Source organism: Arthrobacter sp. W4I7, from assembly GCF_030816215.1.
In the GTDB taxonomy this organism is placed as follows: Bacteria; Actinomycetota; Actinomycetes; order Actinomycetales; family Micrococcaceae; genus Arthrobacter; species Arthrobacter siccitolerans_A.
Genome location: NZ_JAUSXU010000001.1, coordinates 623,073 through 645,226, shown reverse-complemented (window position 1 = coordinate 645,226; position 22,154 = coordinate 623,073). Strand labels below are relative to the sequence as shown.

General features: G+C 66.6%; 17 protein-coding genes. 8 read left to right on the top strand and 9 right to left on the bottom strand.

Annotated elements, in window-relative coordinates:
* Positions 1 to 126 precede the first annotated feature (126 nt).
* From QF047_RS02960 to QF047_RS02945, 4 genes are read left to right on the top strand one after another with little or no spacing between them, the layout of a single operon-like run.
* The gene (locus QF047_RS02960) at positions 127 to 1,395 is read left to right on the top strand and encodes an ABC transporter substrate-binding protein (RefSeq protein WP_307273749.1); all 1,269 of its coding nucleotides are present in this window, start codon (positions 127 to 129) and stop codon (positions 1,393 to 1,395) included.
* 48 nt (positions 1,396 to 1,443) lie between these two features.
* Complete coding sequence (locus QF047_RS02955; protein ID WP_307273746.1) at positions 1,444 to 2,694, top strand: acetylxylan esterase; 1,251 nt, start codon at positions 1,444 to 1,446, stop codon at positions 2,692 to 2,694.
* Positions 2,691 to 4,805 (top strand): DUF6807 family protein, encoded by a 2,115-nt coding sequence (locus QF047_RS02950; protein ID WP_307273744.1) that lies wholly within the window; start codon positions 2,691 to 2,693, stop codon positions 4,803 to 4,805. Before QF047_RS02955 ends, QF047_RS02950 begins: the two co-directional genes overlap by 4 nt.
* Entirely contained in the window at positions 4,802 to 5,920 is a 1,119-nt protein-coding gene (locus QF047_RS02945) for a Xaa-Pro peptidase family protein (protein ID WP_307273743.1), read from the top strand. Before QF047_RS02950 ends, QF047_RS02945 begins: the two co-directional genes overlap by 4 nt.
* Before the next feature lie 152 nt (positions 5,921 to 6,072).
* On the opposite strand, the gene QF047_RS02940 is transcribed toward QF047_RS02945, so the two are convergent.
* The 5 genes from QF047_RS02940 to QF047_RS02920 are packed head-to-tail and all read right to left on the bottom strand — an operon-like array spanning position 6,073 to position 12,002.
* Positions 6,073 to 7,524 (bottom strand): aldehyde dehydrogenase (NADP(+)), encoded by a 1,452-nt coding sequence (locus tag QF047_RS02940; RefSeq protein ID WP_307273741.1) that lies wholly within the window; start codon positions 7,522 to 7,524, stop codon positions 6,073 to 6,075.
* 34 nt (positions 7,525 to 7,558) lie between these two features.
* Positions 7,559 to 8,662, bottom strand: coding sequence for a mandelate racemase/muconate lactonizing enzyme family protein (locus tag QF047_RS02935; protein WP_307273738.1), 1,104 nt, complete (start codon positions 8,660 to 8,662; stop codon positions 7,559 to 7,561).
* Positions 8,662 to 9,567 carry a 5-dehydro-4-deoxyglucarate dehydratase gene (locus tag QF047_RS02930; protein WP_307273736.1) on the bottom strand — a complete coding sequence of 302 codons (906 nt, stop codon included), beginning with the start codon at positions 9,565 to 9,567 and terminating at the stop codon, positions 8,662 to 8,664. Before QF047_RS02930 ends, QF047_RS02935 begins: the two co-directional genes overlap by 1 nt.
* The gene (locus QF047_RS02925; RefSeq protein WP_307273733.1) at positions 9,564 to 10,529 is read right to left on the bottom strand and encodes an NAD(P)-dependent oxidoreductase; all 966 of its coding nucleotides are present in this window, start codon (positions 10,527 to 10,529) and stop codon (positions 9,564 to 9,566) included. Before QF047_RS02925 ends, QF047_RS02930 begins: the two co-directional genes overlap by 4 nt.
* A 27-nt stretch (positions 10,530 to 10,556) precedes the next feature.
* A complete protein-coding gene (locus QF047_RS02920; RefSeq protein ID WP_307273732.1) occupies positions 10,557 to 12,002 on the bottom strand; it encodes a Gfo/Idh/MocA family oxidoreductase in 1,446 nt (481 codons plus the stop codon).
* A gap of 383 nt (positions 12,003 to 12,385) precedes the next feature.
* Here QF047_RS02920 and QF047_RS02915 point away from each other — a divergent pair, with 383 nt between their 5' ends.
* The gene (locus QF047_RS02915; protein WP_307273729.1) at positions 12,386 to 13,420 is read left to right on the top strand and encodes a LacI family DNA-binding transcriptional regulator; all 1,035 of its coding nucleotides are present in this window, start codon (positions 12,386 to 12,388) and stop codon (positions 13,418 to 13,420) included.
* A gap of 15 nt (positions 13,421 to 13,435) precedes the next feature.
* On the opposite strand, the gene QF047_RS02910 is transcribed toward QF047_RS02915, so the two are convergent.
* The gene (locus QF047_RS02910) at positions 13,436 to 14,029 is read right to left on the bottom strand and encodes a TetR/AcrR family transcriptional regulator (protein WP_306635591.1); all 594 of its coding nucleotides are present in this window, start codon (positions 14,027 to 14,029) and stop codon (positions 13,436 to 13,438) included.
* A 128-nt stretch (positions 14,030 to 14,157) separates the two neighbouring features.
* Here QF047_RS02910 and QF047_RS02905 point away from each other — a divergent pair, with 128 nt between their 5' ends.
* Together QF047_RS02905 and QF047_RS02900 are read left to right on the top strand one after the other, a co-directional pair.
* The gene (locus QF047_RS02905; RefSeq protein ID WP_307273726.1) at positions 14,158 to 15,465 is read left to right on the top strand and encodes an MFS transporter; all 1,308 of its coding nucleotides are present in this window, start codon (positions 14,158 to 14,160) and stop codon (positions 15,463 to 15,465) included.
* Complete coding sequence (locus QF047_RS02900; protein ID WP_307273723.1) at positions 15,466 to 17,961, top strand: glycoside hydrolase family 3 protein; 2,496 nt, start codon at positions 15,466 to 15,468, stop codon at positions 17,959 to 17,961.
* 28 nt (positions 17,962 to 17,989) lie between these two features.
* Here QF047_RS02900 and QF047_RS02895 read toward each other — a convergent pair whose 3' ends face one another.
* Complete coding sequence (locus QF047_RS02895) at positions 17,990 to 18,700, bottom strand: FadR/GntR family transcriptional regulator (protein WP_307273720.1); 711 nt, start codon at positions 18,698 to 18,700, stop codon at positions 17,990 to 17,992.
* A gap of 105 nt (positions 18,701 to 18,805) precedes the next feature.
* On the opposite strand from QF047_RS02895, the gene QF047_RS02890 reads away from it, so the two are divergent.
* Complete coding sequence (locus QF047_RS02890) at positions 18,806 to 20,152, top strand: alpha-hydroxy acid oxidase (RefSeq protein WP_307273717.1); 1,347 nt, start codon at positions 18,806 to 18,808, stop codon at positions 20,150 to 20,152.
* A gap of 81 nt (positions 20,153 to 20,233) precedes the next feature.
* Here QF047_RS02890 and QF047_RS02885 read toward each other — a convergent pair whose 3' ends face one another.
* Positions 20,234 to 20,836: a helix-turn-helix transcriptional regulator gene (locus tag QF047_RS02885; protein WP_307273715.1), complete on the bottom strand. Its 603-nt coding sequence runs from the start codon at positions 20,834 to 20,836 to the stop codon at positions 20,234 to 20,236.
* An 89-nt stretch (positions 20,837 to 20,925) separates the two neighbouring features.
* On the bottom strand, positions 20,926 to 22,137 hold the full coding sequence (locus tag QF047_RS02880) for an acetoin utilization protein AcuC (protein WP_307273713.1): 1,212 nt from the start codon (positions 22,135 to 22,137) through the stop codon (positions 20,926 to 20,928).
* Positions 22,138 to 22,154 lie beyond the last annotated feature (17 nt).

The window sequence follows — 22,154 nt, the reverse complement described above, 5'->3', positions numbered from 1 at the left end:
GGTTTCTTGACTCTTGTATAGCCCTTTGTTAGTTTTTGAGAAAGCGTTTTCTGTAGCGGGCGTCACATCGTCTGGATCTACTAACTGACGGGCAGGACAATGCGGTTTGGTCTCAAGAAGTCGTCGATGGCAGCAGCCGGCACATCAGCAGTATTGGCGCTGGTTCTCACCGGCTGCGGCAGTAACCCGGAAGCTGGAAAGGTAGGGACCGTAGAAGATCCTGTCACCGTCCGCTTCGCTTGGTGGGGCAACGACTCCCGGGCCAAGACTACACTCGAAGTCATTAAGGACTTCGAGGCCGCGAACCCCACCATCAAAGTGCAGGGCGAGAACACGGAATTCAGTTCCTACTGGGACAAAATGGCCACCCAGATCGCCGGCGGTACCACTCCCGACGTCTTTGCCATGAGCGGCGCTTACCCGAGTGAATATGCAACCCGCGGTGTCCTCCTGGACCTGGATAAGGTCAAGGACCAGATCGATATCTCGAAATTTGCCGAAGGGACCGTGGACCTCGGCAAAATCGACAGCAAGCAGTACACCCTCACCGCAGGCGTGAATGCCATGTCCATGGTCATCGATCCGAAAGTCTTCGAAGCTGCCGGAGTGGAACTGCCGGACGATGAAACCTGGACCTGGGACGATTACGCGGACATCGCGGCCGAGATCACCAAAAAGTCCCCCGCCGGAACCTTCGGTACAACCCCGATGGCAAACGACTCCTTCCTGGCCGTCTGGGCCCGGCAGAACGGTGATTACCTGTATACCAACGACGGTAAGAAGCTGGGCATCAGTGAGGACACTGCCGCCAAATGGTTCGAGCTAAACAAAAAGCTGATGGAATCCGGCGGTGCCCCTTCCGCGTCGCAGACGGTTGAGGACGGCTCGGCCCAGCCCGAAATGACCCTCATGGGCCAGGGCAAGCAGGGCATGAAGATTTCCTGGAGCAACCAGATGAACTCCTACTCGGGTTCCCCGCTGGTCATGATGAAGCTGCCGAACGAGAGCAAGCAGGCCGGATCCTGGCTGCGGTCCTCCATGGAATACGCCATCTCCTCCAAGTCCGCACACCCCAAGGAAGCAGCCCTTTTCATCAACTACCTGGTGAACAATGTTGACGCTGCCACCAAGATCAAGAGCGACCGGGGCATGCCGGCCAACACCGAACTCAAGGCCGCCATCACTCCGCTCCTGAAGGAATCCCAGCAGAAGGAAGCGGTGTACCTGGACCGCCTTGCCGAGATGAAGATCGAGCCGCCGCTGCCGTTCCCCGCCGGATCGTCCGCAACAATGGAGGTCCTCAACCGGTTCAACACGGATGTATTGTTCGGGAAGATCTCCCCGCGGGACGCCGCCAAGGGCTTCATCCAAGAGGTTAACTCGAACCTTGGTTAGCCCCCGGCGAAAGTCATCAATACAACCACCCGAACAGGAGGCAAGCCAGTGAGCGGTAATGCCGGAGTGACCAAAGATCCCCGCCCGGCACGGCCCAGCGCGATCGCCGGCTACGAGGACTGGCCTGCCTACGTTCAGCGAAACCCCCGCTACCAGGCGGCCAGCGCGGCGGCCCAGGAACTCGCAGACGCCCTCGGCGTACCCGGCGCGCTGCCGCCACCTGACGTGACGGTCCTCTGGGAGGAGACGCACGACGGCGTCACCACCTCCCAGCTCAGCTGGCAGTTGGGCTTCGGTCCCCGCACCACGGGCTGGCTGATCCGCCCGACCGGCGTTTCCGGTCCCCTGCCCGGGGTCCTGGCCTTGCACTGCCACGGCGGCAACAAGTTCGGCGGCGCGGACCGGTTGGTGGAGCTCCCCCAGTCCCATCCTTCGGCGGAGAGTGCCCGTGCCGGCCACTATGACGGCCACGCCCTTGCCACTGACATTGCGCGCCGCGGCTTCGCCGTCCTCGCCCACGACACCTTCGCCTGGGGCAGCCGCCGTTTCAGCCTTGACCTCCCGCCCTGGCGAACGGCCGCGGCCCTGGCGGCAAGGCAGGCGCAATGGCGGGAGGACGGCGTGGTGCCTTCCGAAGCCGAGGTGTACAACGCCGCAGCCGGGTTCCACGAGGAAACCGTCGCCAAAACCGCAGGCCTGCTGGGCACCAGCTTGGCCGGAATGGTGGCGCACGACGACGTTGCCGCCCTGGAAATCCTCGCCGCTTTGCCGGATGTGGACCAGGACAGGCTGGGCTGCATCGGTTTCTCCGGCGGCGGCGGCCGATCCCTGGCCCTGGCCGCGCTGAGCCCCCGGATCCGCAGCTACGTGGTGACCTGCATGATGACCACATTCCAGTCGCTGCTGCCCGCCCACCTGGACGCCCATTCCTGGCTGCTGCAGACTCCCGGCCTGTGGCGCGTCGGCGACTGGCCGGAGCTCACTGCAAGGTCGGCGGCCAGCCGGCTGCTGGTGCAGTACGCCCTGGCTGACGAACTCTTTCCGGAAGGCGGCATGCGCGAGGCCCACGCCATCCTGGAGTCGCTGCACCCACATGGAACCTATACCGGAAGCTTTTGGCCCGGCGGCCACGTGTTCACGTCCCGGATGCAGGAGGAAGCATTGGCCTTCCTCGCCGCCACCCTTCACTGCCCGCCCAATCTCAGTTCCCAATCCACCTTCAGCTCCCAATCCACCTTCAGCTCCCAATCCACCCTCAGCTCCCAATCCACCTTCAGTTCACAAGGATCACCCTCATGACTCAACACTCCGCCATCACGGAAAGCAGCACGCACCCGGGCGGCGACAACCCGCCCGCCGCTGCCCCCGCGGCTGTCCCACGCATAGCCCTGGTAGGCGTCCACGGCTTCGGCGAACGGCACCTGGCCAACCTGGCGCGGCTCGAGGAAGCCGGCGGCGTCGAACTCGTCGCCGTGGCGGACCCCAACCCGCCGGCGCAGGGACAGCTGGCAGAATCGGTAGCCGTTTTCGATGACCTGGCGCAGCTGCTGGCAGCGGATCCGGGCGTCGACGTCGTCATTCTTGCCACCCCCATCCAGACCCATGCTCCCTTGGCCCTCGCCGCTCTGTCAGCCGGCAAGGACGTCTATGTGGAAAAGCCGCCGGTGGCGTCCCTCGCCCAGTTCGAGGAAGTGCTGGCAGCAGCCGAAAGCGCAGGGCGGCTGGTCCAGGTGGGCTTCCAGAGCCTCGGCTCACGCGCGCTGCCTGCCATCCGCGCCGTGGTGGAATCCGGCGGCATTGGTGACGTCCTCGGGCTGAGCGCCACAGGGCAGTGGGTGCGGAGCAAGGCCTACTTCAAGCGGTCACGCTGGGCCGGGAAGCGCAGCCTGGACGGCATCGACGTCGTGGACGGCGTGGCAACCAACGCCCTGGCACATGCGGTGGCCACGGCGCTCCACGTGGCCGGGGCGCACACCCTCGCGGATGTTAAGTCGGTGGAGACCGACCTTTACCGGGCCCACGATACCGAGAGTGATGACACCTCCATCCTCCGCGTACGCACCGCCGCCGGCACCACGCTGCTCTGCGGCCTGACGCTGTGTGCACCCGAGCAGCAGAACCCGTCCGTGACGGTCCACGGCACGCTCGGCGAGATCACGCTGTTCTACACAGAAGATGAGGTGGTTATCACCACGGCCGACGGCGAGCGCCGCGAGACCTTCGGCCGGACAGACCTGCTGGAGAACCTGCTGGACGCGCGGTCCACCGGCGCCCCGCTGCTGTGTTCCCTGCCGGACACCGGCGCCTTCACAACGGTGCTGGAAGCCATCCGCACCGCGCCTGCGCCGCAGCAAATCAGCCCGGAGCACATCACGTGGGAGGGGGAAGGCGACGACGCCCACCCCGTGGTTCACGGCATCGGGCCTTCCCTGGAACGTGCCGCCAAAGCGCAGGCCACGTTTGCCGAGCTCGGAGTGCCGTGGGCCCGGAAGCTACCACCGGTCCGCCCGCTGACAATCGACGGCCAGGAGATCGCGGAGTACCAGGACGGCAGCGGGATCCGCGCAGTGTCTTCGCCGCGGCCCTACCTGCACCCGGTCCGGACCCTTGCAGGAACCGTGGTTACGGACCATCAGCCCCTGGACCACGTATGGCACCTCGGCGTCGGAGTGGCCCTGCAGGATGTGGACGGCACCAATTTCTGGGGCGGCCGCACTTATACCCGCGAAGCCGGACAGTACATCTGGCGTCCTGACCACGGCAGAATCACCGTTACCGCAACCTCCATCGATGAGACCGCTGCCGTGACAGGAGGCCCGGAAGGCTGCCTGCAGGAGACATTGAGCTGGAACGGGCCCGACGACGCCCCGGTCCTGGTCGAGGAGCGCACCTGGACGTGGTCCGGCGTCAGCTCCGCCACCTGGCGGCTCTCCCTCGACTTTGCCCTCTCCCCCGCCGGCGACCAGCCGGTCAGCCTGGGCAGCCCCGGTTCCAACGGCCGCCATGAAGGCGGCTACGGCGGGTTCTTCTGGCGGCTGCCCGAATGCGGCGGCGCTACCGTATGGACGCCGGCCGGCGCGGGCGAATCCGAGGTCCACGGTTCCGTGACGCCCTGGCTCGCCTGGGCTGGAGAGTTCGGGGCCGGGACGTTGGAAGACAGAACGTCCGACGGCGGCACGTCAGGTGGCAGCGCAACGCTCGTTTTTGTGCCGGCAGAGGGTTCCACGGACCCCTGGTTCGTCCGGGCGGATGGTTACCCGGGCGTGGGCCAGTCGCTGGCGTGGGACAGGCCGGTCATTGCTGAACCGGGCAATCCTGTACAGCGCGGCATCACCGTTTTTGTGGCCGACGGCATCCTGGGCACAGCAGACATCGAATCGTTGATCAACCGTCGGGGGAACCGTTCATGAGCCAGACAACAGCTGAAACCACATCGCTTGCGGGCAGGGTAGCCCCGGCGTCCGCCGAAGACCGCGCCGTCAAACGCCGGCGGATCCTGGACATCCTCGATGCCAAGGGGAAGGACTCCCTGCTGCTGACTACCAACACCGCCCTGACCTGGTACCTGGACGGCAGCCGCGTGCACATCAGCCTGGCCGGCGATCCAATCGCTGCCCTCCTGGTGGACCACGGCGGCGACCACCTCGTCACCTTCAACAATGAAGCCGGCCGGATCGCTGCCGAGGAACTGCCGGCCGGCGTCGCCCTGCACACCGTGCCCTGGTACGGCAACCTGCACGAGGCGGCCGCCGCCGTCGGCACCGCTGGAGCTGGTGCAGCGCCGCTGGCGGAAGCAGACATCACGGGCGAGCTGCGGGCCGCCCGCCAGCAGCTCCTCCCGGCAGAAAGCGCCCGCTACGCCCGCCTCAGCGCCGAGATGGCAGTGGTGATGACGGACGTCCTCTCAACGGCGCGGCCGGGGACCACCGAGTTTGAGCTGGTCTCCGCCCTCGCAGCCCGGGTTGTCGCGGCCGGTGCGGAGCCGTTGGTCCTGCTGTGCAACGGCAGCAACCGCAGCGCGTTCCGGCACCCGCTGGCCACGCACTCTCCCCTCGGCCGCCGGGCCATGGCGGTTGTGTGTGCCCGCAGGGACGGCATGGTCGCCAACATCACCCGCTGGGTAAGGTTCGACGGCGGCACAGTGGAAGAGCGCGACGCCGAGGCACGCATCGCCGCAGTGGAAGCGGACATCTTCGACGCCACCGTCCCCGGCGCCAGGCTCGACAGGATCTTCGCCGAAATCAAGGCAGCCTACACCCGGCACGGCTTCGGCCCGGACCAGTGGGAGCAGCACCATCAGGGCGGGCCCGCCGGCTACGCGGGCCGTGATCCCCGCGTTACCGCTGCAGCGACGGACACCGTGGTCCTGAACCAGGCGTTCACCTGGAACCCGTCCGGGCCCGGCGTAAAGATCGAGGACACTGTCCAGCTCACCGCGTCAGGCCTCCAGGTCCTAACCGTCGATCCCCGCTGGCCCGCGACGGCGGTCAACGGCATCCAGCGGCCGGCCACGCTCCAGCTCTAAGCAAACGCTCTCTCAGATAATGCACCGAAATGCGAAACGCTCTCTCAGTTGTAGCCGCCGTACCGGCAAGCCAACTGAGAGAGCGTTTCGATTAAGGCGACGCTATCTGCGCTAGCGTTTCGTCTAAACCCACATCAACTGAGAGAGGGTTGTTAGGGGAGGACGAGTTCCCCGTCCACCCGGCGCGGGATGCCCAGCGGGTTGCTTTCGCGCAGCGCCGGGTGCAGGACGGACTCCGGAGCGTCCTGGTAGGCGACCGGACGCTGGAACCGGCGGACCGCCGTCGCCCCCACCGAGGTGAAAAGCGAGGTGGTGGCCGGGTAGGGGCCACCGTGCTGCTGGGCCCAGTTGACGGCGACGCCGGTGGGCCAGCCGTCGAAGAGGACGCGGCCCGCGAGTTCGGACAACTGCTCCACGAGCCCGGAGAGGTCCTCCCCCGGCTGCGCGTGGACGGTGGCAGTCAGGCTGCCCGGTACTTTGGCCAGGACGGCGGACAGTTCCTCCCGGTCCGTGTATTCGATCAGCATGGTGGTGGGCCCGAAGCACTCCTCCAGCAGTTGCTCAGGGTTTTCCAGTACGTTCGCAGCGGTGGTGGAGAAGACCACCGGGGCTGCGCCGTTTGACACCGCATCCTGGTCCACGCTGCCGCTGACAACGTCCACGCCCTGTACGGAAGCGAAGCTGCGCAGGCCGTCCGGGTAGGCCTCGGCGATCCGGCTGGTCAGCATGCCCAGGGCCGGCTTGTCCTTGCTGGCCTCCGCCACCTGGGCGGCGAAATCCGTTCCGGCCGGGATAAACACCAGCCCGGGCTTGGTGCAGAACTGCCCGGCGCCGAGGGTGAAGGATCCGGCGAGGCCCTCGGCCAGCTGGCCCGGGCGTTTGGCCAGCGCTGCCTCGGTGACCACCACCGGGTTCAGGCTGCCCAGTTCGCCGTAGAACGGGACGGGTTCCGGTCGGGACGTTACGAGGTCGAAGAGGGCCCGGCCACCCGGGATGGAACCGGTGAAACCCACCGCTTTGATGGCCGGATCCTGGACCAGGGCTGTTCCCACCTCGCGGCCGCTCACCAGGGCAAACAGACCCTCCGGCGCGGCGGCGTCACGGAGGGCAGCAGCGACGATCTCAGCAGTCCGTTCCGAGAGGCGCAGGTGGCCGGAGTGGGCTTTGACGATCACGGAGCAGCCCACGGCCAGCGCGGAAGCGGTATCGCCCCCGGCCACCGAGAAGGCGAACGGGAAGTTCGACGCCGAGAAAACCGCCACCGGCCCAATGGGCCGCAGGATGCGGCGCAGGTCGGGCGTGGGCGGGGTGGCGTCCGGGTTCGCGTGGTCAATCACTGCCTCGAGGTACGAGCCCTCGGTGATGACGCGCGCGAACAGCCGCAGCTGGCCGGTGGTACGGGCCACTTCCCCGGTGAGGCGGGTGGCGCCCAGGCTGGTCTCGGAATCGGCGATCTCCACCAGCTCGGCGGCGTTGGCGTCCAAAGCGTCGGCCACGGCGGTGAGCCAGGCGGCGCGCTGTGCATCGGAGGCCGCCGCCGAGATTTTGGCAGCCTCAGTGGCAGCGGCCGTGAGCTCAGACAAGGAGAGGGTTGCAGTTGTCACGTCAGGTACCTGTTCTGTGGATGTGCGTTCTTCGTTACGATTCGTCCCGGAAGCGGAAGCCGAGCCCCGGCTGGTCCGTGAGTGTCACCCGGCTGTTGCTGAACCGGACCGGCGACGGGCCCGCCAGTATGCCCAGCTGCTCAAAGGACGCCTCCTCCACGTCCTCCACCAGGGTAGGCTCCGCGAGCGTCAGCGCCAGCTGGCCGGACAGCTCCGGGAGCAGGTGCGGCATCACCTTGATGCTGTTGGTCCGGGCAAGTTCAACGATCCGCCGGAACGGGGTGATGCCTCCCACCCGGATGATGTTCGGCTGGATGATGTCCACCGCTTCCGCCTCAATAAAATCGCGGAAGCGGTAGATGGTGTGCAGGTTTTCACCGAGGGCGATCGGCACCGGCGAGTGCTTGCGGAGCCTCCGGTAGGCCCAGAGATCGTCCGCCCGGATGGGTTCCTCGAGCCATTCCAGGCCAAAACCGGCCAAGACATCGAGGGCGCGGAGCGTGGTGGGCAGGTCCCAGCGCTGGTTGGCGTCGATCATCAGTTTCCGGTCCGGCCCCAGGACGGAACGGACGGCGGCCACGCGTTCGGCGTCCTCGCGGATGTCCGGCTTGCCCACCTTGATCTTCACAGCCTGGTGCCCCGCCGCGATCCACCGTTCCGTCTGGGCGACCAGCTCTTCAAGGCTGTAGTGCAGGTTCACGCCGGAACCGTAAACCTCCGCGGACTCCTGCCGCTGGCCCACAAATCCGGTGACGGAGGTGCCGGCGCGTGAAGCCTGCAGGTCCCACAGCGCCAGATCCACCCCGGCCATCGCAATGGTCGTGAGGCCCCCGCCGCCTGCCTCATGCAGCCGCTTCCACAGCGCGTCCCACACCACCTCCGGATTGGCGGGCATCCCGGAGATGAACGGCGCAATGTCATAGTCCAGCAGCGCCTTAACCGCCTGGGGGCCAATGGTGGGCGTCCAGGAAAAACCGTGCCCCGCACCGCCGTCGTCCGTGTGGATCTCCGTGACGATCACATGGTTCTCCGGCGCCTCAACGCCCCAGCTGCGGCGCAGCGGAACGGTGATGAGCCGGGTGGAGAGGCCCGTGATGCGCGGCACTGTCCGGACCGCTTCGGCGGCAAGGGCGCCCATCAGCGGCCGGCCAGCTCGTAGCCCTTGGCGAGGATGGCCTTAAGCTGGACCAGCTGCTCCTCGCTAGGGTCTACCAGCGGCGGGCGCACGGAGCCAACGGGCAGGCCGCCCAGGCGCAGGCCAGCCTTGATCAGCGAAACGCCGAAACCGGGGGTCTGGTCACGGAGCCGGACCAGTGGTGCGTAGAACCCTTCCAGCAGGGCGTTGCGGCGCTCCTCATCACCGGCCATGTAGGCGTCGTAGTACGCCTTCGCAATTTCCGGGGCCATGGCGAATGCAGCCGAGGAGTACAGCGGGATGCCGAGGCCGCGGTACGCGCCCTGGGTCAGTTCGGCGGTAAGCAATCCGTTGAAGAAGGCAAAGTCCTCACGTCCGGTGGCACGGACGGCGGAGACGATTTCCTGGGCCAGGCCAACGTCGCCCAGCCCGTCCTTGAACCCAACCACCTTGGGGTTGGCAGCAAGCCGCGCGATCGAAGCAGCGGTGAACTTTGCGTTGCCGCGGTGGTAGACGATCACAGGCAGGCTGCTGGCGCCGGCCACCGCCTCGATGTAGGCCACCAGCCCTTCGGTGGGCCCGGTGACCAGGTACGGCGGGAGCACCAGGAGGGCGTCGGCACCAGCTTCTTCGGCCGCGCGGGCGGCGGCGAGGGCGTGGCCCAGGGGGCCGCCGGCACCGGCAACGACCGGCACCTTGCCGGCGACAACCTCGACGGCGGCCGTCACCACGGTGCGCACCTCCTCGATGCTGAGGGCATGGAATTCGCCGGTGCCGCAGGCGGGGAAAACGCCGCCCGGCCCGAAGGGGAGCCGGGAGCTGATGTGCTCCTTGAGCAGCTCGACGTCAACGGCACCTTCGGCCGTGAACGGGGTGACGGGGAAGAACAGTACGCCGTCGAATTTCATGGTGTCTCCTGGGTTCCGCTGCCGGCAGCAACCAGCGCGGGGTTCTCGTCGTTGAGGGTGGGATGGGATTTCAGTTCAGTGCGCCAGCTGCGCGTGGGGTGCCAGCCCAGGAGTTCCTGGGCCTTGGCGATAGAGAAGGCCGGGCTGGTGCCGGTAAGGCCTGCGCTGAGGGTTTCGCTTCCGGCCAGGAATTTCGGCATCAGTTCAGCCAGGGGTGACGTGGCGAGGGCGTCAGCGGCGCCGACGAAGAAGGTTTCCCCATTGGGGATGGACGGCATCTTCTCCAGGAGCAGGTCCAGGAAGTCTGCCACGTCCCGGGCATCCACATAGTTGAACAGTGCGGGTGCGGACAGTGCGGGATCGGCCAGCCGTTCAGCGAGGGTGTGGCCCTGCTGGGTGGGCGCGCCTTCCCACTCCTCGGGGGAGATCACATAGCAGGGGCGGAAGGCCGCGTACCGGATCTTCTCCCCTTGCGCGGCAGCGAACGCCTGCACGGTCTGCTCCGCGATGAGTTTGGACAGCGCGTAGGCGTTCCACGGCTTTGGCGGCGTCCGCTCGTCCAGCGGGAACGACGGCGGCAGCCAGCCCGCGGGTGACCCGTAACCCAGAACCGTGGGGCTGCTGGCCGTCACGATATTTTGCACCCCCACTTCGGTCGCGGCGCTGACCACGGCGAAGGCGAGCCCAGTGTTCGTGGCGAAGATGACGTCCTCGGGCGCGCTGAACGGTACGGCGATCGCCGCAAGGTGGATGACGGCGTCGGGCGTGGTTTCCCGGAGGAGGCGCAGCGCCTCGCCGGGGGCCAGGAGGTCGGCGGTTTCCTGCACAACGCCCGCGGGCAGCTGGTCCGCCGGAACGGCCTCACGGTCCACAGAAATCACGTGGTGGCCCTTTTCGGCGAGCCCGGCCACAACACTGCGCCCCAGGCGGCCGGAGCCGCCGGTGACAAAAATCCTGCTCATGTTATTCCTTCGGGTCCGGCGCTGCGGTCAGTTGCCGCGGCGGAGGTCGACGCCGAGGTCCAGGTCCTCAATGCGTACGGGCAGGGCAGTCTCCAGGGAGCGGTTGCCGGCGATGCCCACGGAGACCGAGCGCAGCCCGTCAAGGTAGCCGGAGGGGCGGCCCAGCGGGTCCTCGCCCGGTCCGTTGAAGAGGTCCGAGAGCAGGAGCTCGTCACCGCCGCCGTGGCCGCCTTCACCGTTGATGATGGGTACTTCGTAGGCTGCTTCCCAGTGGCGCTGGACCACCAGGCGTTCGCCGTTGCGGCGGATGGCGTCTTCTTCTTCGATGGGCGTTGCACTGGGGTCCACCACGGTCTTTTTGTCCGTGCTGCTGACCACAGCGGCGCGTTCCACCACCTCAAGCTCGGCGCGGCCTTCCGTGCCGTTGACGGCCACGCGGTAGCCCTCCCAAGGGCTGTGGGCGTTCAGGGAGTAGCTCAGGCGCGGGCCGCCCTGGTACTCCACTACCAGCGCGAGGTTGTCCTCGATGGTGATGCCGCCGGTGAAGACGTCCTGGTCGCGGCGGTAGCCGTCGTAGTGCTCGTTGTCGAGGAAGAGGGCCTTGAGCCGCTCGTCTTCGCGCAGGTCCAGGGTGAACGGATCCTTCTCACCGGTGACCGGTGCATCGGCGTCGGGGGTACCGCGTTCCGGGCGGGGGCCCAGGCCGCGCTCGGCGGCGTTCTTGTCGCCGTAGAACTTGAGGCCGCCGGAGGCGAAGACGCGCTCGGGGACGTCGTCGATCCACCAATTGACCAGGTCGAAGTGGTGCGAAGCCTTGTGGATCAGCAGGCCGCCGGAGTTCTTCTTCTCGCGGTGCCAGCGGCGGAAGTAGTCCGCGCCGTGCACGGTGTCCAGGACCCAGCTGAAGTCGATGGACGTGACCTTGCCGATCACGCCGCTCTGGATGATTTCCTTGAGTGCACTGTTGCGCGGGGAGTAGCGGTAGTTGAAGGTGACCACCACGTTGCGGCCGGTCTCGTGCACGGCCTGGGTGATGCGGCGGCAGCCTTCAGCGTCGATGGTGAGGGGTTTTTCGACGACGACGTCCGCGCCCGCGCGGAGTCCCTCCACGATGTAATCGGCGTGGGTGTAGTCAGGCGTGGTGACGATGACGCGGTCAATGTTATTGGCCTGGATGAAGGCGGTGAGGTCTGCCGGATCGAATGAAGCGACCGGTCCGGGTGCGCCCAGTTCCTGGATGAGCTGCTGGTAGAACTCCACGCGCCCCGGGTTCACGTCCGAGAAAGCCACGAGTTCGGCGGTATCGGCGTGCTTGCCGAAGATGGCGCGGATGTACATTTCAGAGCGTCCGCCGGTGCCGATAAGGGCGATGCGGGCTTTGCCACCGTGTCCGGCTGCAGTACCAAGGGCTGTGGAGGTGTCCGCGGCAGCTGTTGCCGTCCCTGCAGTACTCGACTCGGCTGTGTTAACCATGAAGGGTCCCTTTCGAAAGGTATTACCTGGCCGCCCTGGCGGCCCCTGACGTATCGACATGCGGCGCTCCGATGCACCGCCCAAGAAAGCGTTTTCTCACTTCGTTATTAGATTTGTATCAACCCGAACGGCCATCCGTCAACCATTATCAGCACTGCGAGAAACCGTTTTCTAATCGGGTACCCGCCGCGGCCCGCCTGGAACGGCCAAAACTTGTGGGAAAACTTGGGAAAACGTTAGAAATCGCTTTCCCGCAGCGTTATATGCTGAGAATCAACACGCTGTCAGGAATAGGCGGCACGAACCTGCCTTCGGCAGCAGAACGTCCAGGGCAGCAGCACGCGCAGGGCCGACGGCCCGCAGCGCAAAGGAAAGGGACCACCATGGCCAGGAGATCGGCAACCGGCAGGATTGGCATCGCGGATGTTGCCGTAAAGGCAGGGGTTTCCCATGCCACCGTATCCCGGGTCATGAACGGGAATTTCACCGTGGACCCGGATATCGCCGCCCGCGTCCGGGCGGCAGCGGCAGAACTGAAGTACCAGCCCAACCCCGTGGGCCGCAGCCTGGCCCTGGGCAAGACCGATACCATCGGCATCGTGGTGCCGGATCTCGCGAACCCCACGTTCCAGGCCATCCTCCGCGGCCTGAGCCGGGCTGCCGCCCAGGACGGCTACCGTGTCCTCATCGCTGATTCCTTCGAGGTGTCCAGCGAAGAAACCATCCTGGCCGGCGAGGCCCGCAGGCGCTGCGACGGCCTGGTTCTGTGCGCGCCCCGCATGACCGACGCCGAACTGGAGGAGATCGCGCCGTCACTGAGCCCGCTGGTGCTCATCAACCGGACCACGGCGGCAGCGGACGTTCCCAGCCTGGTGGTGGATTACGGGCAGGGCGTGCAGGACCTCGCCGAGCACCTTGTGGACCTGGGCCACACCCGCCTGGCATTCCTTGCCGGCCCGCCCCGCAGCGCCTCCAACGGCATGCGCCTCAAGGGCCTGGAAGCGTTCAAGGCTGCCCACCCGGAGGTGGACGTGCGGATGCTCGAAGGCGGTTCGGACTTCGATACCGGGCATGAGGCCGTGGACGCAGTGCTGGAAAGCGGCGCCACCGGCATCCTTGCCTTCAACGACCTGGTGGCCATGGGCCTGATGAGCGGGCTGCACGAGCGCGGGCTGGATGTTCCCGGCGACATCTCCGTCACCGGCTTCGATGACATCCCGTTCGCCAAGTACACTACCCCTGCCCTCACCACGGCTGCGGTGCCCATTACCGAACTGGGCGAGCAGGCCTGGCACCAGCTCCGCGCGCTGATCCGCAAGGAGGACAACGATGCTCCGGGCAGCCGCTACCAGCCGCGCCTCGAGGTCCGGGCCAGCAGCGGCCCTGCCAAGGCTCCACGCTCAACAGTGCACGGCTAAAACCCTTCACTACATCTAAGGCCCGGCCGGCGGCTTCAGGAGCACGTCTATGACCTGGGTGAGCCCCTTCGCCACGTCCACCTCCTTGTTGTAGAGCCACTGCAACTGCAGCCCGTCGGAAACAGCAACCACCAGCCGTGCAAGATCCGCCGCCGGCAGGTCGGCGCGCGCCTCTCCAGCCTTCTGCCGGCGTGCTATGTCGGTGGCCAGAACGTCAACCACCTCGGCAAACCGCTCTTCAAAATACCGGTGTGAATCATGTCCGGGGTCATTCGCCGTAGCTGACGCCACTGCATACAAGGTGGTGAGGCCCGGTTCATGACGGTTGCGTTCGGCGGACCGGACCATCAGGGGAAGGCCCGCTTCTTCCGCGTTTGTCGATGCAAGGCTCCGGCGGTCCCTTTCAGCGAGAACGGCCGTCAACAGTTCCTGCTTGCCGCGGAAGTAGTGGAACAGGGTGGCTTCCTTCACCCCCACCAGTTCAGCCACTCGCTTCAGTGCGGTGCCCTCAAAGCCTTCTGTGGCGAAAACGTCGGTTGCCGTCTGGATGATCTGTTCGCGGCGTTCCGCTCCTTTTGCGTACTGGCCGCGCGGCTTTGATGAAGACATCAGGCCAGTGTATTTCACGGCTTTACGGCAAAATTTCGCGCTGTGCTCAAAATCTAGTCAGACTCGGTTTTTGCATGTAGCATCTTTTGCAGGACCCAACGGAGGGTCACTTTTTGTCAGGAGGCACCGTGGCCGTCAAGACCATCACCGGGGATTCCGCAGGGCTGCCAGCCCGTGGAACTTCATCCAGCAACACCGCTAAATCCGCTCCCGCCCTGGGAGCGCCCACCAGTACACCCCGCGCCTACGTCGTCGGCATGCCGATCGCCAGCGCCGGCCTGTGGATGGCTGTCCTGGCGCCGGCCCTGGTGGTGCTGGCCATCAAGGTTTCGGAGATCACCACTCCGGAAACCCGAGCCGGAGCCCTGAGCCTGGTGGCAGGTGTGGGCGCACTGATCGCCCTTTTGGCCAACCCCCTTTTCGGCCGCCTGAGCGACCGGACCACGTCCCGGTTCGGCATGCGCAAGCCCTGGATAGTCGGTGGCTCCATCGTGGGGATGGGCTCGCTGATCCTGCTCGGGTCAGCCACCGACGTTGCCGGCGTGCTGGTGGCCTGGGTCCTTGCCCAGCTCAGCTTCAACGCGGCCCTGGCAGCACTGGTGGCAACCCTCCCGGACCAAACAGCACCCGCTGAGCGCGGGCGCCTGTCCGGGCTGATCGGAATGACCTTGCCGGTTGGCCTGGTTGCCGCCGCCTATTTCGCCCAACTCTTCGACAACGCCTTCCAGATGGCCGTGGTCCCCGGCGCTGTTGGAACAGCAGTAGCCATCGCCTTCGCCTTCACCTTCAAGGACCGGGTCCTCACCGAGAAGCCGGCCCCGCTGAGCCTGAAGGAAATCGGCGGGTCCTTCTACTTCAACCCACGCACCTACCCGGGCCTGGGCTGGGCCTGGTTCACCAAATTCCTGGTGTACATCGGCTATTGCGCCGGCTTGCTCTACCTGCCCTACTTCTTCGCCGACCACCTCCGCGTCGCGGAGACCGAAGTGGCATCACTGGTCTTCCAGGCAACGTTGGTCAGCTCCCTGGGAACTGTGATTACCAGCCTCGCCGGCGGTTGGATCAGCGACAAGATCGGCAAGCGCAAAGGGATGGTTATTGCCTCCGCCATCATCATGATGGCCGGCCTGATCGTCATTGCCACCAGCACCACCACTGACCAGGTCCTCGTGGGTCAGGCTATCGCCGGTCTCGGCCTGGGCTGCTTCGGAGCTGTGGACGTAGCCCTCATCGCCGATCTCCTGCCCGGCAGCCAGAGCGAGAACGCCAAAACGTTCGGCGTCTTCAACATCGCCCAGGCACTGCCGCAGTCCCTGGTCCCCGCGCTCGCATTCCCAGTCATCACGCTCGGCGGTTACCCCGCGCTCTTCATCGGCGGGGCGGTCGTCGGCATCATCGGCGCCGTCCTCGTCACCCGCATCAAAGGAGTCAAGTAAATGAACCCCGCCCTTGCCCCAGCCGTCACGGTTCCAGCCGCCGGTTCCCCGGATGCAGAAGCGCGCATCCGGGAACTCGCCGAAAACCTTCCCCTGGAACAGCAGATCCAGCTGCTGACCGGCGCGGACGTGTGGGCCACCCACGCCCTCCCCTCCATTGGCCTCTCCCGGGTTGTCCTGTCAGATGGTCCGTCGGGCGTACGGGGCGAAGACTTCGACGAGCGGCATGACTCAGTCTCCCTGCCGTCGTCGTCAGCGCTGTCGGCCACGTGGAGCGTGGAAATGGCACAACGCTACGGCCAGGTCCTGGGCCAGGAGGCGCGCCGCAAGGGCGTGCACGCGGTGCTGGGACCCACCATCAACCTTCACCGCTCCCCGCTGGGCGGCCGGCACTTCGAGTGCATGAGCGAAGACCCGCGCCTCACCGCCACCCTGGCGGCCGGCTACGTGGCCGGCGTGCAGTCCATGGGCGTCGGCGCCACGCCCAAGCACTACCTGGCCAACGAGGCGGAGACGGAGCGTTTCACGGCGGATTCGGTGGTGGACGAGCGTCCGCTGCGCGAGCTCTACCTGGCGGCCTTCGAGGACGCGATCACCGAGGCCCGTGCATGGCTGGTCATGAGCTCCTACAACTCCATCAACGGCACCACGGCCAGTGAGAACAAGCTTCTGAAGACGCCGCTGTCCACCGAATGGGGCTTTGACGGTGTGGTTGTCTCGGACTGGACCGGGGTCCGCTCCGTGGAAGCGGCGAACGCGAACCAGGACCTGGAGATGCCGGGGCCGGTAGGACACTGGGGCCCCAAGCTGCTGGCCGCCGTGAATGACGGCCGCGTCAGCCACTCTGCGATCCTCGAAAAAGTTATCCGCATCCTCCGCCTCGCGGCCCGTGTGGGCTCGCTGGAGGGCGTAGCTCCTGCAGTGACCGAACTTCCGGCAGCCCTCAACGCCACCGCCGTGGCGCGTGAAGTGGCCGTGCGCGGTGCGGTCCTGGTCCGCAACAGGGACGGACTCCTGCCCCTTGACCCGGCCGCGCTGCAAAGCGTCGCGGTCAGCGGGCACAACGCGGAGGAAGCCCGCACGCAGGGCGGCGGCAGCGCCACGGTCATGCCCAAATACACGGTCTCACCCCTCGAGGGCCTGCGTGAGGCGCTCCCGGACGTCAGCGTCAGCTACGCCCGTGGGGCCAAGGTGGCCGAAGGCCTGCAGGCCTTCCCGCGCACCTCGCTCCACAACCCTGTCACGAACGTGCCCGGGATGCGGGTGACCTTCCTGGCTGAAGACGGCTCGGAAATCTCGGGCGAGGACCGGCTCGCGTCGCACCTGATCTGGTTTGGCGTCGGCATCCCGGAGGGCGCGGCCGCCATCCGCATGGAGGCGGACTGGACTGCTCCGACTGCCGGCGTCCATCACCTGGGCGTCGGAACCGTTGGCCAGATCCAGCTCTCCTTGCAGGGTGAGGAGGTGTTCAACGGTGAGATTAAGGACGACACCGACGTGCTGGGCGCCGCCCTCTTCGACCCGCCCAAGACCGTCCACCGCGTGGAAACCATTGCCGGCGAACCGTTCCGCATCGAGGCGGTCTACCAGCTGCCGAAGGAACAGGTTATTCCCTTCACCGCCATCCTCCTGGGCGAGGAAACCGTGGTGGAGGACCCGCAGGCCGAGATCGATGCGGCCGTGGAAGCGGCAAAGGCTGCGGACGTGGCAATCGTGGTGGTGGGAACCAGCGCCGCCATCGAATCCGAGGGCTTCGACCGCCAGGACCTGGATCTCCCCGGGTTGCAGAACCAGCTGGTGGAGGCAGTCGCCGCGGTGAACAGGCGCACTGTGGTTGTGGTCAACTCCGGTTCACCGGTCCTCATGCCGTGGCTCGACAAGGTGGGTGCCGTCCTGCTGGGTTGGTTCGGCGGCCAGGAATTCGGCCGGGCCATCGCCGACATCCTGCTGGGTGTGGAGGAACCGGGCGGCCGTTTGCCCACCACCTGGCCCGCCGCACTTGAGAACGTGCCGGTGCTGAAAACCACCCCCGTCAACGGCAAGGTTGTGTACTCCGAGGGCATCCACGTGGGCTACCGTGCCTGGCTCAAGCAGCAGGCCGAAGGAGGCGCGGCCCCGGCTCTCCCGTTTGGCTTCGGGTTGGGTTACACCACCTTCGAGCTGGGCGCGCCGCACGCCCCGCAGTCGGTCCTGGCGGGCAAGGACGTGGTGGTACATGTGCCGGTGCGCAACACGGGCAGCCGTTCCGGCCGCGAGGTGGTCCAGGTGTACCTGGAGCGGGCTGAGTCGTTAGTGGACCGTCCCGTCCAGTGGCTGGCGGGCTATGCGGGGACGCACCTGGCCCCCGGCGGCACCGAAAGCGTGGCGGTCCGGATTCCGGCCAGGTCCTTCGGGCATTACGACGGCGGCTGGCAGTTTGAGTCAGGGACGTTCCGGATCCTGGTGGGCCGCCATTCCGCCGATGACTTCCAGTCGGTGGAGATAGAGCTGCGCTAGCAGACTCCGTCACCGACGCAAACCCGACCTACGGCCGGGCTGGCTCCGTTCTATCGGCGGCCAGCCCGGCTTCTTTGTAGTAGCCCTCGATGTGCGCTGCGACAAGCTTGGCCGCCCGTTCGCCGTCGTTATGCTGCACGGCGGCCAGGATGTCACGGTGCTCCGCCCGCAGCCGCGCCGCCGTGGAGTCCCAGTCCGGCAGGTTGGCCGTAAGCCGGGACGCGTAGCCGGTGATGGATTCGCGCAACGATCCCATCATGGCGCTGACCACCACGTTGCCGGCAGCGTCTGCGAGCGCCAGGTGGAAGCGGACGTCCAGCGCCAGGAACTCATCCACCTCCACCTCTTCGGCATCCATCTCAGCAAGGAGCCGGGCGGCGCCGGCCAGCTCAGGCGAATCCGGCCTGGCGTGGGACACCGCCCATGACTCCAGCAGCACGCGGGTTTCCACGATGTCCGCCACAGGAAGGTGCTGCGTGGCCACGTGCAGCCGCAGGGCTGAGCCGAGTGCCGCCGTCGGATCCGAGATGACAACCGTCCCGGCTTCGGGGCCGGACCCAACTCCCGCCCGCACCACGCCCATCGCCTCAAGGATCCTGACCGCCTCACGGACAGACGTGCGGGACACCTTCAGCTGCTCGGCGAGGGAACGTTCGGCGGGAAGCCGCCCGCCCACTGCCAGCCGCCCCTCCGAGAGCTCGGCCTCAATCCAGGCGAGGACAAGTTGATGGGTCTTCATGGAGCAATAGTAGTTGATGTGGTTGGACCACATGCCCTAGAGTGTGGTTAGACCACAGCTGGTCGCTGCACCCAGGACCTTGTCACCGGCCCAACGGAGGACGCCATGACCCACACTATCCAGCCCAACAACCCGGAAGCCACGCCGGCACCGGACGCCACGGATATCCCGGCGGCGCCCTCAGCCACGGCTCCCGACGCTGGCGGCGCCTCGTCCGCCGTGCCCGCGGCGCTGAAACGCCGCATCCCCAAGTACTCGGACCTCGCTCCCCTGATGCAGTTCAAGAAGCCCGGGTTCAGCAAGGAAGCCCGGCTCAAGCGGGCCAGCACCATCTGGGAGCTGCGGGACATGGCCAAGCGCCGCACCCCGCAGGCACCCTTCGACTACACCGATGGCGCAGCGGAAGAAGAAATCACCCTCCGCCGCGCCCGCCAGGCCTTCCTGGACATCGAATTCCGCCCCGGAATCCTGCGGAACGTCTCCGCTATCGACCTGAGCACCGAAATCCTGGGCAAGCCCTCCCGTCTCCCCGTGGGCATCGCCCCCACGGGTTTCACCCGGATGATGCAGTCCGAAGGCGAGTACGCCGGATCCCAGGCAGCTGAGGCAGCCGGCATCCCCTACACCCTCTCCACCATGGGCACGGCCTCCATCGAGGACGTCGCCGCCGCCGCACCCAATGGCCGCAACTGGTTCCAGCTGTACCTGTGGACGGACCGCGACCGCTCGCTGGAGCTGATTGAACGTGCCGCCAGGGCCGGCAACGATACGCTCATGGTCACCGTGGACACGGCAGTGGCGGGCGCCCGCCTCCGCGACGTCCGCAATGGGATGACCATCCCGCCGGCGCTGACCGTCAAGACGGTACTGGACGCGTCGTACCGCCCCGCCTGGTGGTTCAACTTCCTCACCCACGAGCCGCTCACGTTCGCCTCGCTGTCCCGTTACACCGGCACTGTGGCGGACCTGATCAACTCCATGTTCGATCCCACGCTCACCTTCGAGGACCTGGACTGGCTGCGCGAAACCTGGAAGGGCAAGCTGGTGGTCAAGGGCATCCAGACGCTGGAGGACGCCCGCCGCGTGGTGGACCACGGCGCCGACGGTGTGGTCCTGTCCAACCACGGCGGCCGCCAGCTGGACCGTGCCCCCATCCCGTTCCACCTCCTCCCCGAGGTCAAGCAGGCGTTCACCACGGACAACACCAACGCCGCGATCATGCTCGATACCGGCATCATGAGCGGGGCCGATATCGTGGCTGCGCTGGCCCTCGGCGCCGACTTCACACTGATCGGTCGCGCCTACCTGTACGGCCTGATGGCTGGCGGGCGTGCCGGTGTGGACCGCGCCCTCCAGATCCTCGAAAAAGACATGGCGCGCACCATGGCGCTGCTGGGCGTCAGCAAGCTCTCCGAGCTCACCCCGGACCACGTCCGCCTGCTCAACAAGTAGGGCGGACCCCAACTGAGTAGCGCCAAGTGTCGTTTTGACGGGTCAGAACGACACTTGGCGCTACCTACTTGGGTTAACGGGCTATTTTTTGCGGCCGAACTTCGGCAGGTTGGGGAGGTTCGCCAGCAGGTCGGCTGCTTTGGTGGCCGCGCGGCCCACGGTCCGGCCGATCTGCTGGGGCACGCTGTCATCGCTGAGCGGCGCAGCTGTTCCGCCGGGAATAACGACGGCGGGACCCAGGTCTGCGCCATCGGGCGCCAGGACGCCGGCGGAGACAGCATCCGCTGCCACGGCATCGACGGTTGCGTGTTCCTTCGCCGGCGCTACCTGCAGCGCTTCCGCCAGGGATGGGGCCGGCGCCTCGTCCCGGCTCACGACGGCGGAGGCAGGGGCGGCAGGTGACGTCACCGCGGCGGCTGCCGAGCCGACGTCGAACGTTTCCAGCCAGCTGGCGATCCCCTCCAGCGGCTTGCGGTTCAGCGCGTAATAGCGCTTCTGGCCCTGCGCCCGCATGCTCACCAGCTGCGCTTCACGCAGGACTTTCAGGTGCTTGGAAATGGTGGGCTGGCTTGCCGCCAGTTCCTCCACCAGCTCCCCCACTGCCTTGTCTCCGGAGCGGAGGGAGGTCAGGATGTCCCGCCGGGTCGATTCCGCTATGACGGCAAATACGTCGTCTGTCACCATGCCTCCCACCCTAGCGACATATACGCCGAAAGGCATCAACTATTTCGCCGGGCCAAGCCGTTGGGACGAGCGTGGGAGGGAGCGGGGTTCTAGTCGAACCAGGGGTCCAGTCCGTGCAGCGGAAAGACTGCCTTGCGGGTAGCCATCACGGTCCGGTCCACGGCGTCGTTGGGGTCGAATCCCACTTCCCAGGACCGCCACCACAGCTCCACGTCGTCGCCCATCAGGTCAGGCGCCGACGCACCGAATTTCTCCTCAACGTACCTGCGCCAGTCCTCCGGGACCGCCGTGCGCAGCGGCACCGGCCGGCCTGCCGCGATGGCAATGAGGTGGCTCCAGGACCGCGGAACCACCTGCAGCACGTTGTACCCGCCGCCGCCGGTGGCAATCCAGCGGTTGTCGCAGTAACGGGCGGCAAGATTGCCGACGGCGGTGGCCGCCTCCCGCTGTCCGTCAACGCTGAGGTTGAGGTGCGTGAGCGGATCGGTCCGGTGCGAGTCACAGCCGTGCTGGCTCACGATCACCTCCGGCTGGAACGCCGCCACAAGCTGGGGCACCACCGCGTGGAAGGCGCGCAGCCACCCGGCATCGCCTGTTCCTGAGGGCAGGGCGATGTTGACCGCGCTCCCTTCGGCTTTGGGTCCGCCGATTTCGTTGGCGAACCCAGTGCCGGGGAAGAGGGTGAGCCCGCTTTCGTGCAGGGATACCGTGAGCACCCGGGGATCATCCCAGAAAATACTCTCCGTGCCGTCCCCGTGGTGGGCATCGACGTCGAGGTATGCCACCTTGCCGACCCCGCCGTCGAGCAGCTTTTGCACGGCGAGTGCGGCGTCGTTGTAGATGCAGAACCCGCTGGCCCGGTCGCGGGAGGCGTGGTGCATGCCGCCGCCGAAGTTGACCGCGTGCAGGGCCGAGCCGTCCAGGATCTTTGCAGCGGCCAGCAGCGAGCCGCCGGCCAGCCTGGCGGCAGCCTCATGCATCCCGGCGAACGCAGGATCATCCTCGGTACCCAGGCCGCGGGCTTCGTCCGTCGCGTACGGGTCACCGCTGACGCGGCGGACCGCTGCCACGAACTCAGCCGAGTGCACCGACTCGAGTTCGGCGTCCGTGGCGACGTAAGGGGCTTCGACGGAAACGTGGTCGAGGTCGAAGAGTCCCAGGCTGCGGGCCAGTCGTGCCGTGAGGTCCATCCGCTCGGGTGCCATGGGGTGGCCCGGACCGAAATTGTAGGCGGTCATGTCGGCGCCCCACGCCACCGTCGTTGGCGGCGCGGGCTTGCTGAGACCGGGCAGATATGTCATCAATCACAGGCTACCCG

What these genes read in the sequence shown, in the direction of transcription:
- QF047_RS02960 (WP_307273749.1), top strand. Translation starts at nt 127, where the DNA reads ATGGCAGCAGCCGGCACATCAGCAGTATTGGCGCTGGTTCTCACCGGC.
- QF047_RS02950 (WP_307273744.1), top strand. Translation starts at nt 2,691, where the DNA reads ATGACTCAACACTCCGCCATCACGGAAAGCAGCACGCACCCGGGCGGC.
- QF047_RS02945 (WP_307273743.1), top strand. Translation starts at nt 4,802, where the DNA reads ATGAGCCAGACAACAGCTGAAACCACATCGCTTGCGGGCAGGGTAGCC.
- QF047_RS02935 (WP_307273738.1), bottom strand. Translation starts at nt 8,662, where the DNA reads ATGGGCGCCCTTGCCGCCGAAGCGGTCCGGACAGTGCCGCGCATCACG.
- QF047_RS02930 (WP_307273736.1), bottom strand. Translation starts at nt 9,567, where the DNA reads ATGAAATTCGACGGCGTACTGTTCTTCCCCGTCACCCCGTTCACGGCC.
- QF047_RS02925 (WP_307273733.1), bottom strand. Translation starts at nt 10,529, where the DNA reads ATGAGCAGGATTTTTGTCACCGGCGGCTCCGGCCGCCTGGGGCGCAGT.
- QF047_RS02920 (WP_307273732.1), bottom strand. Translation starts at nt 12,002, where the DNA reads ATGGTTAACACAGCCGAGTCGAGTACTGCAGGGACGGCAACAGCTGCC.
- QF047_RS02915 (WP_307273729.1), top strand. Translation starts at nt 12,386, where the DNA reads ATGGCCAGGAGATCGGCAACCGGCAGGATTGGCATCGCGGATGTTGCC.
- QF047_RS02910 (WP_306635591.1), bottom strand. Translation starts at nt 14,029, where the DNA reads ATGTCTTCATCAAAGCCGCGCGGCCAGTACGCAAAAGGAGCGGAACGC.
- QF047_RS02900 (WP_307273723.1), top strand. Translation starts at nt 15,466, where the DNA reads ATGAACCCCGCCCTTGCCCCAGCCGTCACGGTTCCAGCCGCCGGTTCC.
- QF047_RS02895 (WP_307273720.1), bottom strand. Translation starts at nt 18,700, where the DNA reads ATGAAGACCCATCAACTTGTCCTCGCCTGGATTGAGGCCGAGCTCTCG.
- QF047_RS02890 (WP_307273717.1), top strand. Translation starts at nt 18,806, where the DNA reads ATGACCCACACTATCCAGCCCAACAACCCGGAAGCCACGCCGGCACCG.
- QF047_RS02885 (WP_307273715.1), bottom strand. Translation starts at nt 20,836, where the DNA reads ATGGTGACAGACGACGTATTTGCCGTCATAGCGGAATCGACCCGGCGG.
- QF047_RS02880 (WP_307273713.1), bottom strand. Translation starts at nt 22,137, where the DNA reads ATGACATATCTGCCCGGTCTCAGCAAGCCCGCGCCGCCAACGACGGTG.